This is a genomic window from Alkalihalobacillus sp. BA299 (assembly GCF_017745675.1).
Taxonomy (GTDB): domain Bacteria; phylum Bacillota; class Bacilli; order Bacillales; family Bacillaceae_F; genus Alkalihalobacterium.
The window spans coordinates 24101-39004 of sequence record NZ_JAFLJM010000004.1 but is presented as its reverse complement, the minus strand read 5'-3'; the positions used below and the strand labels follow the sequence as shown (position 1 = coordinate 39004).

The following is a 14904-nucleotide window of genomic DNA, read 5'->3' as shown; positions in this document are numbered from 1 at the left end:
GTTTTTCCTGTTACCGGGGGTTTCCTCATTAACTTTTCGGGTTTAAACAAGATACTATAACACAGGCAAATATAAAAAACCTCTTCGTTATGAAGAGGCTTTCGTTCGATTAACCGTTGATTGCATTGTCTAAAAATTCAATCGCTTGTTCTTCTTCAAATCCTTTGACAAGAATAAGTTCACTAATAAAAATGCGTCTTGCATTATCAAGCATAAACTTATCTTCAGTACCAAGCTTTTTATTTTTATTTAAATACATTAAATCTCTAATGACTTGAGCACTTTCACAAATATCACCCGTCTTCATTTTCTTCATGTTTAAATGATAACGTTGGTGACGATTAACCGAATCATCTGGCTCCCCTTCGTGAAGAATCAATAACGCCTTCTCTAATGTATCCTGGTCTACAACTTCACGGATACCGATACTCGATGTTTTCTCCATTGGAACCATTACTTGCATCGTACTATGAGACAAATTTAAGACATAGTATTGTTGGGTTTCCCCAAGAATTTCTCTTTCCTCGATATCTTCAATCACACCAGCACCGTGCATTGGGTAAACAATCTTGTCTCCAACTTGAAACATAGCTCGACCTCCTAAATTTGAGTTCAATTCATTATAACACACTTGTCTATAAATAGCAAAATTTATAATTTTAACATTCATCAATTTCACTGTCAATAAAAATTGTGTTATAGTGTTTTATAGTTGTTGTTGAAAGGATGTTACGATGAATAAAACAGTTGTATTAGCAGAAAAGCCATCAGTCGGTAGGGACATCGCAAAAATCTTAAAATGTACGAAAAAAAGTAATGGTTATTTCGAAGGTGACCGTTACATCGTTACTTGGGCATTAGGTCATTTAGTGACGTTAGCTGACCCTGAAACTTATGATGAAAAATATAAATCCTGGAACTTAGTCGACCTTCCTATGATACCCAAAAAATTGAATATTATTGTAATAAAAAAGACAAATAAGCAATTTCAGGCAGTAAAATCGCAATTGCTAAGAAAGGATGTTAGTGAAATTGTGATTGCAACTGACGCTGGTCGTGAAGGTGAGCTTGTCGCTAGGTGGATTATTGAAAAAGCAAATGTAAAAAAGCCGATAAAACGTTTATGGATATCCTCTGTTACGGATAAAGCAATCCGTGATGGATTTAAAAAATTGCGTCCTGGAAAAGATTATGAAAATCTGTATGCTGCAGCGGTTGCTCGTTCTGAAGCAGATTGGATCGTTGGTTTGAATGGGACGAGAGCACTTACTTCTAAATATAACGCTCAATTATCATGCGGTAGAGTTCAAACTCCAACTCTTGCGATTATTCATCAAAGAGAGCTGGAAATTGCCGATTTTCGACCGAGAAAATTTTACGGCATTACTGTTGAAGCCGACAAGAAGTTGAAGCTTACATGGCAGGATTCGAAGACGGGTGACTCAAAAACGTTTGATTTAAATCGAATAAAAAAAGTCCAAGATACATTAAAAAATCAAGTGATCCAAATTGTTGACATAGAGAAAAAATCAAAAAAAACTTTCTCACCACAATTATATGATTTGACCGAACTACAACGTGAAGCCAATCGCTTATTTGGTTTCAGCGCTAAAGAAACATTAAATACTATGCAAAAGTTATACGAACAGCATAAAGTATTAACATATCCACGAACGGACTCACGATATTTGTCCGAAGATATTGTTGGGACTTTAAAGGATCGATTAGAAGCATGTGGTGTAGGTCCTTATGCAAAGAATGCTTTTAAACTTTTACAGAGACCTATTAGGGGAAATCGCCATTTTGTTGATAATGAAAAGGTTTCTGATCACCATGCAATTATCCCAACAGAAGTAGCTCCTGGACTTTCGTCATTAAGTGAGAGAGAACGAAAAATATATGATTTAGTCGTGAAGCGATTTATAGCAGTTCTATCTCCTCCATATGAGTATGAACAAACTACGATTTTCGCCAAGATTGGAAGTGAAACGTTTGTTGCGAAAGGAAAAGTCGTACAGTCAATCGGTTGGAAAGAGGTTTATGGAAACGATGAGAATGAGGAGAATTCGCTAAAAAGTGAAATTATCCAGTTAAAAAAAGGAGATACTTTATCGATAATGTCTATTTCACAAACCGAAGGAGAGACACAACCTCCTGCTCTATTTAACGAAGGAACTTTACTGTCAGCAATGGAAAACCCGGCGAAGTTTATGTCTGAAACAAATAACGACCTCGTTAAAGCACTTGGTAAAACAGGTGGTCTCGGTACGGTAGCAACTAGAGCAGATATTATTGAAAAGCTTTTTAATAGTTTTCTTATTGAAAAGAAAGGAAAGGACATTATTACGACCTCAAAGGGAAGACAGCTGCTAGAGATGGTACCAAAAGATTTGAAGTCACCAGCATTAACAGCTGAATGGGAGCAAAAGCTAGAAGCGATTGCAAAAGGAAAGTTGGCGAAACAAGTGTTTCTTGCTGAAATGAAAGAATATACAAAAGAGCTTATCCGTGATATTAAATTCAGTGAACGAAAATACAAGCATGATAATATATCAGGACGAACTTGTCCAGAATGTGGAAAACATCTGTTGCAAGTAAACGGGAAAAAAGGAAAAATGCTCATATGTGAGGACCGAGAATGTGGACATAAAAAGGCAGTCGCGAAAAAGACGAATGCTCGTTGCCCGAAATGTTTCAAAAAGCTAGAGTTACGTGGACAAGGTGAGGGACAAGTATTTGCTTGTAGCTGCGGTCATAAAGAAAAACTCTCAACATTTAATGAAAGAAAGAAAAAAGAGAAAAATACAAAAGTCTCTAAAAAAGAAGTCAATCAATATTTAAAGAAACAAAATAAACAGGAAGAACCTTTTAACCCAGCTCTAGCAGAAGCCCTAGCAAAGCTAAACTTAAAAAAATAATTGTGCGGTGCCAGGCACCTTTACCTATTTAAAGTGGTAAAGGTGCCTGGCACTATTTAAACGAATAAATAAGTATAAATTTCGAGGATGTCTAGCTGCAGCGCCCAGCGTCTAGTGGACTTCGCTCCTCCTCCTTACGATAAGTCAACATCGCCTCGTTAGCACTCGCCGTGTTTCCTTTATCTCATACGGTGGGGCTCCAGTCCATACACCGCTAAACGGGCGCTTGCGCTTTTCTATGTCTAGCTGCAGGTGTCATCGGTTCGAGGTCGCTTCGGTCCATCAAACGTGTCCAAAAGTCAGGACACTAATTGCTGGCCCTCCAGCGCTTGTCGCCGATAAGCAGACACCTTGCGCTTTTCTTATTTGTGGCATGAGCTCATTGGCGATGTGATGAGAATCACTGATCATTTAGGTTCGGAGGAGTAAGATGGCTGTGGTATTCATTATATTTTATGAGGAGTGATCACTATGAGCGATCCGCTTATTATAGCAGGACATGAGTTGAAAAGCCGTTTATTGATTGGGACTGGGAAATTTTCCAATCACTCTATCATCTCGCATGTATGTCAAGTATCTGAAGCTGAATTAATTACTGTTGCCTTAAGCCGAGTTAACTTAGATGAGCAACAGGATAATATTCTATCATATATTCCTGAACATATGCGCTTGCTACCTAATACATCAGGGGCAAGGACAGCTGAAGAAGCGATTAGAATAGCTAAATTAGCTAAAGCGGCTGGAATGGGTCGTTGGATTAAAATTGAAGTGAGCAAGGATCATAAATACCTCCTACCCGATAACTACGAAACGATCAAAGCAACAGAAAAGCTAGCTCAAGAAGGATTTATCGTTTTACCGTATATGTCTCCTGACTTAATGGTCGCAAAACAGCTAAGAGAAGTGGGGGCTGCAGCGATCATGCCTTTAGGAGCTCCTATTGGCTCTAATCGTGGGCTGCAGACGAAGGAATTAATTCAAATAATGATCAACGAAATGGAAGTTCCGATCATTGTTGATGCAGGGATTGGTAAACCCTCACAGGCTACCGAAGCGATGGAAATGGGGGTAGACGCTGTCTTAGTGAATACAGCGATTGCCACAGCAGACGACCCAGTTCAACTGGCAGATGCTTTTAAACTTAGTGTGAAAGCAGGTCAAAAAGCATATTTGTCAGGCATGCAATCATCAAAAACTAAAGCAATGGCGTCTTCCCCATTAACAGGATTTTTATCATAGGAGTGAAAAAAATGAGTTTTTACGATCACTACCAAAACTTAAAAAGTTATCCATTTCAGGAGGTTTGGGAAGCTGTTACAGAACAAGAGGTTAAACGAGTGCTTGAGAAAGACCAACTACAAGAAAATGACCTACTTGTACTCCTTTCCCCGACTGCTGAACATTATCTTGAAGAGATGGCACAAAAGGCTCATGAACTAACGGTTCGTCACAATGGAAAAACCATGTTACTGTTTACACCGATGTATATTTCTGATTATTGTGTAAATCATTGTACATATTGTAGTTTTAGTATAACCAATCAGTTTCCTAGAAAAAAACTAAGTCTAACAGAGGTTGAAGAAGAAGCAAAAATGATCGCGATATCAGCCACATTTTAAAGAGTGGCAGTCGATGGAAGTAATCACGTGATTTTTTTTAATCATTTCCCGACAGAAGACTCCCTCTTCAAGCTCGTGAAGGGCATTCCCAGCGGTAAGGGGGAGATGAATGTCGGTTGTAGTTCAATTCTATTCTTCTAAATTTTCGTGCTTTGAATAGATTAATAGAAAAGAGGATGAAACGAGGTGTAAAGATGGTTGTCGTTCTACCATTCATATTCATTATTTTTGGATTTGTATTTGCTTTTATTGGCGGTTCTATATCTAGTGATATGAATCATGTCCCGCTATATCGAATGATTGATGAAATGATTTTCTATATACAATCAAAACTAAATGGAGCGGGACAAGCCTCTAACGTATTGAGTTTTGATCTTATCCATGATTTTTTGATTCCTGGCTCTCTTTATTTCTTAGCTATTGCTTGTATGATTGGGGCATGTAAAATGATCTATCAACAAATTGAGACGGAAAAACTTGAAGAATCGTTCCTGCGAATCGCAATTATGACTGTTATCGCTTTGATGACGATTATGTTGTGTATTAAAGGTGGAGCAACTCTTTTGATCATTACAATCGGTATTGTCTTTTTTGTTAATGTTTATCAGTGGGTGAAATATTTGTGCTTTAAAGGAATCCTTCAATAGTAAAGTAGTGCTAAAAATGGTAATTTTATTCGATTAGTGGTGCTCCAGGACGGTTTGTTTTAATGTACTATAGTTCATTTATATCGCTCCCTTAGTAAATGCCTTTTACCATAACTTCTTGTATCTCTTTAATTTTCTCTTGGAATTCACTAAGTTTTTCATGTTGATCAGGAAATTTTTTCATTAATTCTTCAGCTTCAACTACTAGTTCATATAGTTGATGTTGAATATAAGCGTAGTCAGAAGGATCATTTTCCCGAATAATCTTTGTATCTAAAAGTTCATCTAAACCCCGATCTACGATTTCTTGTGCTTTATTTAAAAAGTGATCTAATTCATCGTGTATTCCCATTTGAAACCCTCCTAGACTTTTGTTTTTTTAACATGTGAAAAATTCACGATTATTATTCTCTGAAAAAGCTGATGGATAATCCGTTTTTGTCACATAATAATTTCACACCTAAGACGGAGGAGTGATATGGATGTTTTATTTATTTACCCATAATGACTTGGACGGTGTTGGTTGTGGGATTCTTGCAAAGTTAGCATTTAAAGATCAAGTACGAATTCGGTATAATTCCGTAGGTGGGTTAGACTTTCAAGTGGAGCGATTTTTAGAACGGGCAAAAAATGACGATTTTATTATTGTTACGGATTTATCAGTAAGTGAAAAAAATACTGAAAAATTAAATGAATTTTACAAAAACAGTAGTAAAGTCAAGCTAATTGATCATCACAAAACCGCACTGCATTTTAATGAATATGATTGGGGGTTAGTACAAGTTGAATATGATAATGGTAGGCTTACAGCTGCGACGTCGTTGTTTTATGAGTATTTAATTAAAAATAAACAATTAGAGCCTACATCCTCTATTGAACAGTTTGTTGAACTTGTTCGGCAATATGATACGTGGGAGTGGGAGAAAAATAACAATGAAGCCGCCAAACGACTAAATGATCTTTTCTTTATGATTTCAATCGATGACTTTGAAGAACGGATGGTTCAAAGACTACAACAAAGTGACAGCTTTTCCTTTGATGAATTTGAAACGAAAATTTTGGACATGGAAGAAAATAAAATTGAACGATATGTCCGTAGAAAACGTAGGGAAATGGTCCAAACGTTCATTGATGGAAAATGTGTAGGGATTGTTCATGCTGAAAGCTACCATTCAGAATTAGGGAATGAACTTGGTAAAGAAAATCCCCATTTAGATTACATAGCTATTTTAAATGTTGGTAGTAAAAAAATGAGTTTTCGGACGATACAAGAAGATATTGATGTATCGGAAGTTGCAGGTCAATTTGGTGGGGGTGGGCATGCAAAAGCATCGGGGTGTCCGTTAACAGAGCATGCATATCAGCTGTTTGTTGCTGAGCCGTTCCAAATTGAGCCGATGCGACCAGATGCGTTTCGAAATCAATATAATCTAAAAGCGGCTGAAAAAGGCTGTTTGTATCAAAACCACTATGAAGATTATATTTTTGTTTATCCAATCAAAGAAGACCTATGGAACATCGATCGAAATGGAAAGGCAATTGCTCGTTCATTTCAGTCATTTTCGGAAGCGGAGTTTTATATAAAAAGATATCATTCTGCATGGCTAGCAAGAGATGAACAGTATATCGAATATCTATCTGATACATTAATCCGGACGATAAAAGAGCAACAATTGCTTGGTCGTAAGAATGATGAAACATTAGAAATAGATCATCGTTTTATTTCATACGATCCAGTTATCCATCCAACAGGACAAGAAGAACGACCGTTCTCACATTAAAAACAAAATTTATCAAGTTTAACTGGCGCTAAGACTCCCGCTTCAAGGTATCGAGAAGCAAGGAAGGCTAAGTGAGGTGTAAAGTAATTGTAACCTTCTCTCTCTTAAGGTCGTCTAAATTAGTAAAGTAGACGATTGGGGTGTTGGTATACAATGTTAAAATTACACGGGGGAAAATTAATTGTATTAACAATAGTTATATTTGGACTATTTCTTTCAGCTTGTAGTAGTAATGAACATCAATCTGATATGAGTGAAGAAGCTGGAGAAATGATGGTGTCAGATGACGTTGGTTACGCTGGAGTAGCTAGTCGTGGTGCAACTACCGAAAAAGAAATGGTCAATGAGGCTCCAGCTAGCGATGAATCTTACAATGTGGATACTTCTGAGCGGATGGTTATATACCATGCAAATTTATCGCTTGAAGTAAATGATTATCATCAATCAGAAGCAGATATTCAAAAGAGAGTTAATGAGCTCGGAGGTTTTGTCATTGAATCATCAATTTACCGAGCAGGAGAACAGCAAATTCACGGAAACCTTGTCGTAAAAGTTCCACAAAAAGAGTTCCATGCATTTATTAATGAAATGGAATCAAATAGTGTAAAAGTCCATGAACGCTTTGTTAGTGGGAATGATGTGACAGAAGAATATGTAGACCTCGATTCACGCATACGCTCAAAGCGGGTTGTTGAAAAGCGACTGCTAGCATTTATGGAAGAAGCTACGAATACAGAAGATTTACTTAAAATATCAGCTGATTTAGCGAAAGTGCAAGAAGAGATTGAACAAATTCTCGGTCGGATGGATTACTTAGAAAAGAATGTAGAGTTTTCTACAGTTACGATCCATTTACAAGAAAATAAAGTCAGTGTACCATCGATTCAAGGTAGTGAAGAATTAAACACTTGGGAGAAATCAAAAAGTCTATTTATGGCATCCATCAATAATACAATTGCTTTATTTTCAGGTGTAGTCGTCTTACTTATAGGATTATCACCTGTTTTTATACCAATTGTTATTATTGTTCTAGTCGTTGTTTATAAACTAAGAAAAAAGAGAAAAAACACCGAGACGTTGTAAGACGTACACTGACACTTCTGCTATGTGCTCAAACTCCAGTATCAATTCTAATATAAAGTATTTGCATGTATTTTTTGCAATATTTTATCAATAAAAGCTATGACTTTGTAAAAAGGTCATAGCTTTTATTATTGGATAAATGGCTGATAAAAAATCTTAGTTGTATTTATTCATGAAGTAAAAAGGCAAACTCATTGGTATGCACGTTCTATTCTTTTGGTATAATAGGTAAGACATTGGTCATCTATACCAATGGTTAGAATGTTTGTCGGATTATTAGAATAAGGGGTTTTTAAAGAAATGGAAAAATTAAGAGCTGGCTCCGTTGCCGAATTACGTGTTGAGCGAAAAGCAGAATTCGGTTATTTTTTAACGGACGGGGAACAAGATTATTTATTACATACAAATGAAATCACAGGTGAAATAACAGAAGGAGATAACGTTAAAGTATTCTTATATAACGATAAAGAAGGCCGTCTTGCTGCAACGATGACGCTTCCGAAGATTCAACTTGGGGAGTACGACTGGGTTGAAGTCGTAGATATTAATCCACGATTAGGTGTGTTTATTAATATTGGTATACAAAAAGATATTCTCGTTTCAGTCGATGATTTGCCTGCTTTTAAAACGGTATGGCCAAAAGTGGGAGATCAACTCCTTATTACACTAAAAACAGACTATAAAGGCAGATTACTTGGGCAACTCGTCACTGAAGATGTGATTGAAGAAATTGCGAAGGAAGCGACCTTTGACATGAACAAACAGCAAATTTCTGGCCGCATTTACCGTGCGTTAAAAGTAGGTTCTTTTATGATGTCAGAGGAAGGGTACCGTTGTTTTATTCATGAAAGTCAAAGACGACAAGAACCGCGCCTCGGGGAATTAGTCACAGGGCGTGTTATTGATGTTAAAGAGGATGGAAGCTTGAATGTTTCTTTACTTCCGTTAAAACAAGAAAGCTTAGGTGAAGATGCAGAGTTGATTTATGCTTACTTAGAGCGAAATGGCGGGAAAATGCCATATACCGATAAAAGCGACCCAGGAGACATTCGTTTAGATTTCGGGATGAGTAAGGCTGCCTTTAAACGAGCATTAGGTAGATTAATGAAAGAAAACAAAGTAGAGCAAAAAGGAAACTGGACATACATCAATAAAGGTGAATAGTACAGGGTTTAGACACATAAACAATCTTTCACAGCATAAAGAAACGGGCTTGAATATTCAACTCCAAAAAGATATAAAAAAACACCTTCTCTTTTCGTTCATGTTAACTAAAGAGGAGGTGTTTTTAGCTGTGTACGTATTCAACTGGATTAACGACCTAATCATTCATCTCGTCTATTTTTTGGTCAGAAGGTAGGAGGAACGTTAAGATCCCAATAAGCGGGAGCGCAACTGTGAATAGCATCGTGTTTGTTAGCCCGAAGAGGTCAGCAAACCATCCTAATGCCACAGAGCCGATTGCTCCCATACCAAAAGCAAGACCGACGATCAAGCCTGAAACGGTTCCAATTTTTCCAGGAACTAATACCTGTGCGTAAACAACAGTAACGGAAAAGCTAGATAAAATAATAAATCCGATGACACCGAGTAAAACGTAAGTAGTAAGTGGACCTGCATAAGGTAATACTAGCGCTAGCGGAGCTGATGCAAGCATCGATAACATAATCATGTTTCGCTTACCAAAGTGATCTGCAAGTGGTCCGCCTGCAAAGGTGCCAATTGCTCCAGCTAAAAGAAAGATAAAAATATAACCTTGTGATTGAGCAATAGTTAATCCAAACTTTTCAATGAGATAAAATGCAAAAAAGTTTGTGATCCCAGCATGGAACCAGGATCTTGCAAATACTAGAAAGATTAATAGACTAATAGCAAAAATGATCATTTTTCGGTGAGCAGGGCTCATTTTTATAGAAGACTTTTGTTTTTTTGGCATTTTTGCAATTGTGGTGATTTGATTAGCATACCATCTTGCTATGTAGACGAGAAGCCCGACTGCAAGAGCTGCAATGATCGTAAACCAAATGGCACCAAATTGACCGAGAGGAACTAAAATTAATGCTGTAATAAGTGGAGCCATTGCCTGGCCGGCATTTCCACCCACTTGATAAATGGATTGGGCAAAGCCACGTCGTTTTCCTGCTGCCATGTACGCCACACGAGAGCCTTCAGGATGAAAGGTCGCTGAACCTACTCCGATAAAGATGACCGAAAGAACAACAAACCAAAATGAAGGTGCAAAAGCGAGCCCGAGCACGCCAAAAAATGTAAAACAAAGTCCGATCGGTAAAGCATAAGGTGATGGCCTTTTGTCAGTATACATGCCAACGACAGGCTGTATAAGTGACGATGTAATATTAAGGGCAAAGGCGATAATTCCGAGTTGAGTAAAAGTCAACCCCATCGATCGTTCAAGTATTGGAAACATTGCAGGTACTAAAGCTTGAATAGCATCGTTCAGTAAGTGAACAAATCCAATAATTAATAAAATACTGTACATTGTTTTTTCTTGTGATTGAACAGCTTGTTGTTGAGCCTGAGCTTGCATATTAATTTCCCCTTTCGTGTTACGAAATTATATTAACATCAATAGGAGAAATTCGCTAAGCAAAAATAATATTTTAAATGTTTTGAAATTAAACAATTGAAAAATTACTATGTGAGGATTCTTAACAAGCGTGTTGAAACCCTTATTCTACTTCGTTAGAATTTATATCAACAAGAAAGACGTTAAGACTAAATACTATGAAATTAAAAAAATATAGTTGCCACAATTTAGGGGTGAGAACATATGGGGTTAGGAAAAGTCTACTTTGTTGGAGCAGGTCCTGGAGACGATCAATTAATTACTCTTAAAGGGCTGGCATGTATTAAATCAGCTGATATTATCCTGTATGACCGACTCGTTAATCCTAAATTGCTAGAAAATGCTAGAGATGAAGCGAAGTTAGTCTACTGTGGGAAGCTCCCGCACCAACATTTGAAAAACCAAGAAACAATAAATCAACTTCTAATTCAATACGCAAAACAAGGAAAGGTTGTTGTTCGACTTAAAGGTGGAGATCCAGGAGTTTTCGGGAGAGTAGGTGAAGAAGCTAGTAGTCTATCACCTTATAAGATTCCTTATGAAATCATACCCGGAATTACTTCAGGTATGGCTGCTCCTTTATATGCGGGTATTCCAGTTACACACCGTGATTTTGGTACATCATTTGCAGTTGTTACAGGACATGATAAGTCAGCAGATGGTAAACCAAAGATAAATTGGAAGTCTTTAGCAACTGGAATCGATACATTGGCATTTTATATGGGAGTGTCAAACCTTCCATACATTTGTAAAAGTCTAATGGATCATGGTCGTGATAAAGCCACTCCCGTTATCATCATTCAATGGGGAACTTATTCAAGACAAAAAGTAGTTGAAGGGACATTAGAAACGATCGTGGAGAAGGCTGCGGAAAGAAATATTACGAATCCGGCCATCACATTAATAGGTGACATAATAAAAATTAGGGATAAAGTAAAGTGGTTTGAAAATAGAAGGTTAGCAGGTAGAAGTATAGCTATAGCAGGCGATATTGATAATAATGAAAAATTATTTATGAATCTAAAATCAGAAGGTGCAGATGTATTCAATGTATTAACTACTAAAATACACTCGAGAATTACTGAGCAAGGATTTACTACAGAAATAGAAAATATTGCTCAATATAAGCAAGTAATATTTTCTTCTCCAATCGCTGTCGATTATTTTTTCAAAGCATTATTTGATTTAGAGATTGATATTCGTTCAATTCATTCGAAGTTCTTTCATACAAATGAAAAAACGAAAGAAGCATTAAAAAGGCACGGATGCTTTGTTAGTACAGAGAAGATGAATAAGTTAGAGCCAACATTATTTATTACAGGATGTCACTCTAAATTATTTAACGAGTATAAAAAACAGTTTATTAATCTCGTACCTTTATTCACACATGAACAGCGTTTGTGCAATCATACATTAGAGATATTCCAACGAATAATAGAAAATAAACATGTAAGTGAGATTATTTTTACAGAAAGCTCAATTGAACCATTAAAAAACCTTATTCAAACAGGTAAAATTAATCCTTTTGAAATATGTAAGTTAACAGTTACTTCCATTGGAAAAGGTACATCACTTCGTTTACAACAGCTAGGAATTAAAGTAAGTAAACAAATTGATAAACCAACATCGATTACATTAGAAGAAGCTATATTTAATTCAATAGTTGGAGAAAGTGAAATGGTGCACCATTCAGAATTTGTAAGGTAGCAAAACCATTGGAAAAGTTCGACTTTAATTGGTTAATAAAACCGAGTTAACTTATAAAAAAAGTAGATATTGGATAGTTTCAATATAGTAGAACTTATAAATCACTGGGGGTAGGAATGATGAAAGAGAAATTAGTGCTAATTGGTAATGGAATGGCAGGAGTACGATGTATTGAGGAAGTTTTGAAAGCAGATCCTAACAAATTTGAAATTACAATTTTTGGTGGAGAGCCTCACCCAAACTATAATCGAATCATGCTCTCTTCTGTCCTCCAAGGAGATACAACAGTAGATGATATTATTTTAAACGATTATGCATGGTATGAAAAAAATAATATTACTCTTCATGTAGGTGATCCAATTGTAAAAGTAGACACTGATCACCAAATTGTGTATAGCTCAAATGGATTGGAATGTAAGTATGATAAGTTAATCTTTGCAACTGGATCTGATCCTTTTATGCTTCCTCTACCAGGAGCAGATAAAAAAGGAGTTATTGCCTTTCGAGATATTAAAGATTGCGAAACGATGGTGGAATATTCTAAAAAGTATAAAAAAGCAGTCGTTATTGGTGGTGGATTACTAGGTTTAGAGGCTGCTAGAGGATTACTAAACTTGTCCATGGATGTAAAAGTAGTTCATATTTTTGACTATTTAATGGAAAGACAACTAGATGAACCAGCAGCAAAAATGCTACAAAAAGAATTAGAAGCACAAGGTATGAAATTCTTAATGAATAAACATACCGAAAAAATATTAGGTCGTGATAGAGTTGAAGGCCTTCGCTTTAAAGATGGTACAACCGTTGATGCTGATTTATTAGTAATGGCTGTAGGTATACGACCGAATGTAACACTTGCAAAGGAATCAGGATTAGAAATTAACCGTGCCATTGTCGTAAATGACTATATGGAAACTAACGTAAAGAATGTGTATGCTGTCGGTGAATGTGCTGAACACCGTGGTATAGCTTACGGATTAGTAGCTCCTCTTTATGAGCAAGGAAAAGCACTAGCTCACTATATATGTACGGAAGAAAAGCAGGAGAGTAGAAGCTACAAAGGTTCTCTTATCTATACACAGCTTAAAGTATCTGGAGTAGATGTATTTTCAGCAGGTGATTTCAGAGATACTGAAGAAACGAGAGCTATTCGTGTTCACGATGAGTTTGAAGGGGTATATAAAAAAGTAGTTGTAAAGGAAAATAAAGTGATTGGGGCAGTATTATTCGGTAATACAGCTGATTCACCGAGATTGCTAGATTTAATGAAAAAGCAAGTAGATATTACAGAAATGAATAAGGTTAGTATTCTCCCAAGTGAGGATAAAGCTGACAGTGAAAGTCCAGTCATTTCGATGGATGCTAACGAAATTGTTTGTGGATGTAACGGGGTATCCAAAGGTGCTATTGTTAGAGCGATTAGTGAAAATGGGTTAACTTCAGTTGAAGAAGTGAAAAAATGTACTAATGCAGCAAGATCTTGTGGTGGATGTAAACCGTTAGTTGCTGATCTGTTAGAGCATACATTAGGTGACGGATTTAGTGGAGCTAACCAAAAAGAGGCGATGTGTGGTTGTACTGATTTAACGCATGAAGAAGTAGTTGCGGAAATTAAAGAAAAAGGACTTTCACATACTAAAGAAGTAATGAACGTATTAGGATGGACCAGCGATGAAGGATGTTCCAAATGTCGACCAGCTCTTAACTACTATTTAGGAATGGTTAACCCATTAGATTATGAGGATGAACAAGAATCTAGATTTGTTAATGAAAGACTGCATGCTAACATCAATCACGACGGTACACATACAGTAGTACCAAGAATGTATGGTGGAGTTACAAATCCAGAACAACTTCGTAAAATTGCCGATGTGGCAGAAAAATACAATGTACCTCTTGTAAAAGTAACAGGAGGTCAGCGAATTGACTTGTTTGGTGTCAAAAGAGAAGACTTACCTAGTGTATGGGAAGATTTAGATATGCCTTCTGGATATGCATATGGTAAAGCACTTCGTACAGTAAAAACATGTGTAGGTAAAGACTTCTGCCGATTTGGTACACAAGACTCCATTGGATTGGGAGTTAAATTAGAAGAAAGATTCCAAGGCTTACAAGCTCCTCACAAAATTAAGATGGCGGTATCTGCTTGTCCAAGAAACTGTGCAGAGTCTGGTATAAAAGATGTTGGGATTGTCGGCTTAGAAGGTGCTTATGAACTTTATGTCGGTGGAAATGGCGGCGTTGATTTAAGAGCTGGGGATTTATTCTGTCGAGCTGAAACAGATGAAGAAGTGATAGATATCGTAAGTGCATATCTCCAATACTACCGTGAAACAGCTCGTTATTTAGAAAGAACATCTCATTGGATTGCACGTGTCGGCTTAGACCATGTAAAGTCAGTAGTTATTGATGACTTAGAAAAGAGAAAAGAATTAATTGAACGAATGGATATTGCGTTAAGCACATACAAAGATCCTTGGAAAGAAATTATTAATGACAAGGAAAAACGTAAAGTATTATTTGAAAATATAGAAGTAGGATCTAAATAGGGGGGAGAAGTCC

At 36.7% G+C, this 14904-nt stretch carries 12 protein-coding genes; 9 read left to right on the top strand and 3 right to left on the bottom strand.

Going from position 1 to position 14904, the window contains the following annotated elements; genetic code table 11:
* Window positions 1-109: 109 nt before the first annotated feature.
* Window positions 110-589, bottom strand: coding sequence for a CarD family transcriptional regulator (locus J0N78_RS06280; protein ID WP_209122183.1), 480 nt, complete (start codon window positions 587-589; stop codon window positions 110-112).
* A gap of 145 nt (window positions 590-734) precedes the next feature.
* On the opposite strand from J0N78_RS06280, the gene J0N78_RS06275 reads away from it, so the two are divergent.
* From J0N78_RS06275 to J0N78_RS06260, 4 genes are all read left to right on the top strand, one after another.
* Window positions 735-2918, top strand: coding sequence for a DNA topoisomerase III (locus J0N78_RS06275; protein WP_209122182.1), 2184 nt, complete (start codon window positions 735-737; stop codon window positions 2916-2918).
* 471 nt (window positions 2919-3389) lie between these two features.
* Window positions 3390-4157, top strand: a complete 768-nt coding sequence (locus tag J0N78_RS06270) for a thiazole synthase (RefSeq protein ID WP_209122181.1) — start codon at window positions 3390-3392, stop codon at window positions 4155-4157.
* Window positions 4158-4168: 11 nt separating this feature from the next.
* Window positions 4169-4537 (top strand): hypothetical protein, encoded by a 369-nt coding sequence (locus tag J0N78_RS06265; RefSeq protein ID WP_209122180.1) that lies wholly within the window; start codon window positions 4169-4171, stop codon window positions 4535-4537.
* Between the two features lie 176 nt (window positions 4538-4713).
* Window positions 4714-5184 (top strand): hypothetical protein, encoded by a 471-nt coding sequence (locus J0N78_RS06260; protein WP_209122179.1) that lies wholly within the window; start codon window positions 4714-4716, stop codon window positions 5182-5184.
* A gap of 91 nt (window positions 5185-5275) precedes the next feature.
* Here the strand turns inward: J0N78_RS06260 and J0N78_RS06255 are convergent, their stop codons facing one another.
* Window positions 5276-5536 (bottom strand): DUF2524 family protein, encoded by a 261-nt coding sequence (locus J0N78_RS06255; protein WP_209122178.1) that lies wholly within the window; start codon window positions 5534-5536, stop codon window positions 5276-5278.
* 130 nt (window positions 5537-5666) lie between these two features.
* On the opposite strand from J0N78_RS06255, the gene J0N78_RS06250 reads away from it, so the two are divergent.
* The 3 genes from J0N78_RS06250 (at window position 5667) to J0N78_RS06240 (ending at window position 9212) form a co-directional block, all read left to right on the top strand.
* Window positions 5667-6965 (top strand): DHH family phosphoesterase, encoded by a 1299-nt coding sequence (locus J0N78_RS06250; RefSeq protein WP_280637181.1) that lies wholly within the window; start codon window positions 5667-5669, stop codon window positions 6963-6965.
* A gap of 153 nt (window positions 6966-7118) precedes the next feature.
* Window positions 7119-8048 (top strand): DUF4349 domain-containing protein, encoded by a 930-nt coding sequence (locus tag J0N78_RS06245; RefSeq protein WP_209122177.1) that lies wholly within the window; start codon window positions 7119-7121, stop codon window positions 8046-8048.
* 300 nt (window positions 8049-8348) lie between these two features.
* Window positions 8349-9212, top strand: a complete 864-nt coding sequence (locus J0N78_RS06240; protein ID WP_209122176.1) for a CvfB family protein — start codon at window positions 8349-8351, stop codon at window positions 9210-9212.
* 157 nt (window positions 9213-9369) lie between these two features.
* On the opposite strand, the gene J0N78_RS06235 is transcribed toward J0N78_RS06240, so the two are convergent.
* A complete protein-coding gene (locus J0N78_RS06235; RefSeq protein ID WP_374193889.1) occupies window positions 9370-10602 on the bottom strand; it encodes an MFS transporter in 1233 nt (410 codons plus the stop codon).
* Between the two features lie 237 nt (window positions 10603-10839).
* Here J0N78_RS06235 and cobA point away from each other — a divergent pair, with 237 nt between their 5' ends.
* Window positions 10840-12342 carry a uroporphyrinogen-III C-methyltransferase gene (gene cobA, locus J0N78_RS06230; protein WP_209122174.1) on the top strand — a complete coding sequence of 501 codons (1503 nt, stop codon included), beginning with the start codon at window positions 10840-10842 and terminating at the stop codon, window positions 12340-12342.
* A 116-nt stretch (window positions 12343-12458) separates the two neighbouring features.
* Window positions 12459-14891, top strand: coding sequence for a nitrite reductase large subunit NirB (gene nirB / locus J0N78_RS06225; RefSeq protein WP_209122173.1), 2433 nt, complete (start codon window positions 12459-12461; stop codon window positions 14889-14891).
* Window positions 14892-14904: the final 13 nt, after the last annotated feature.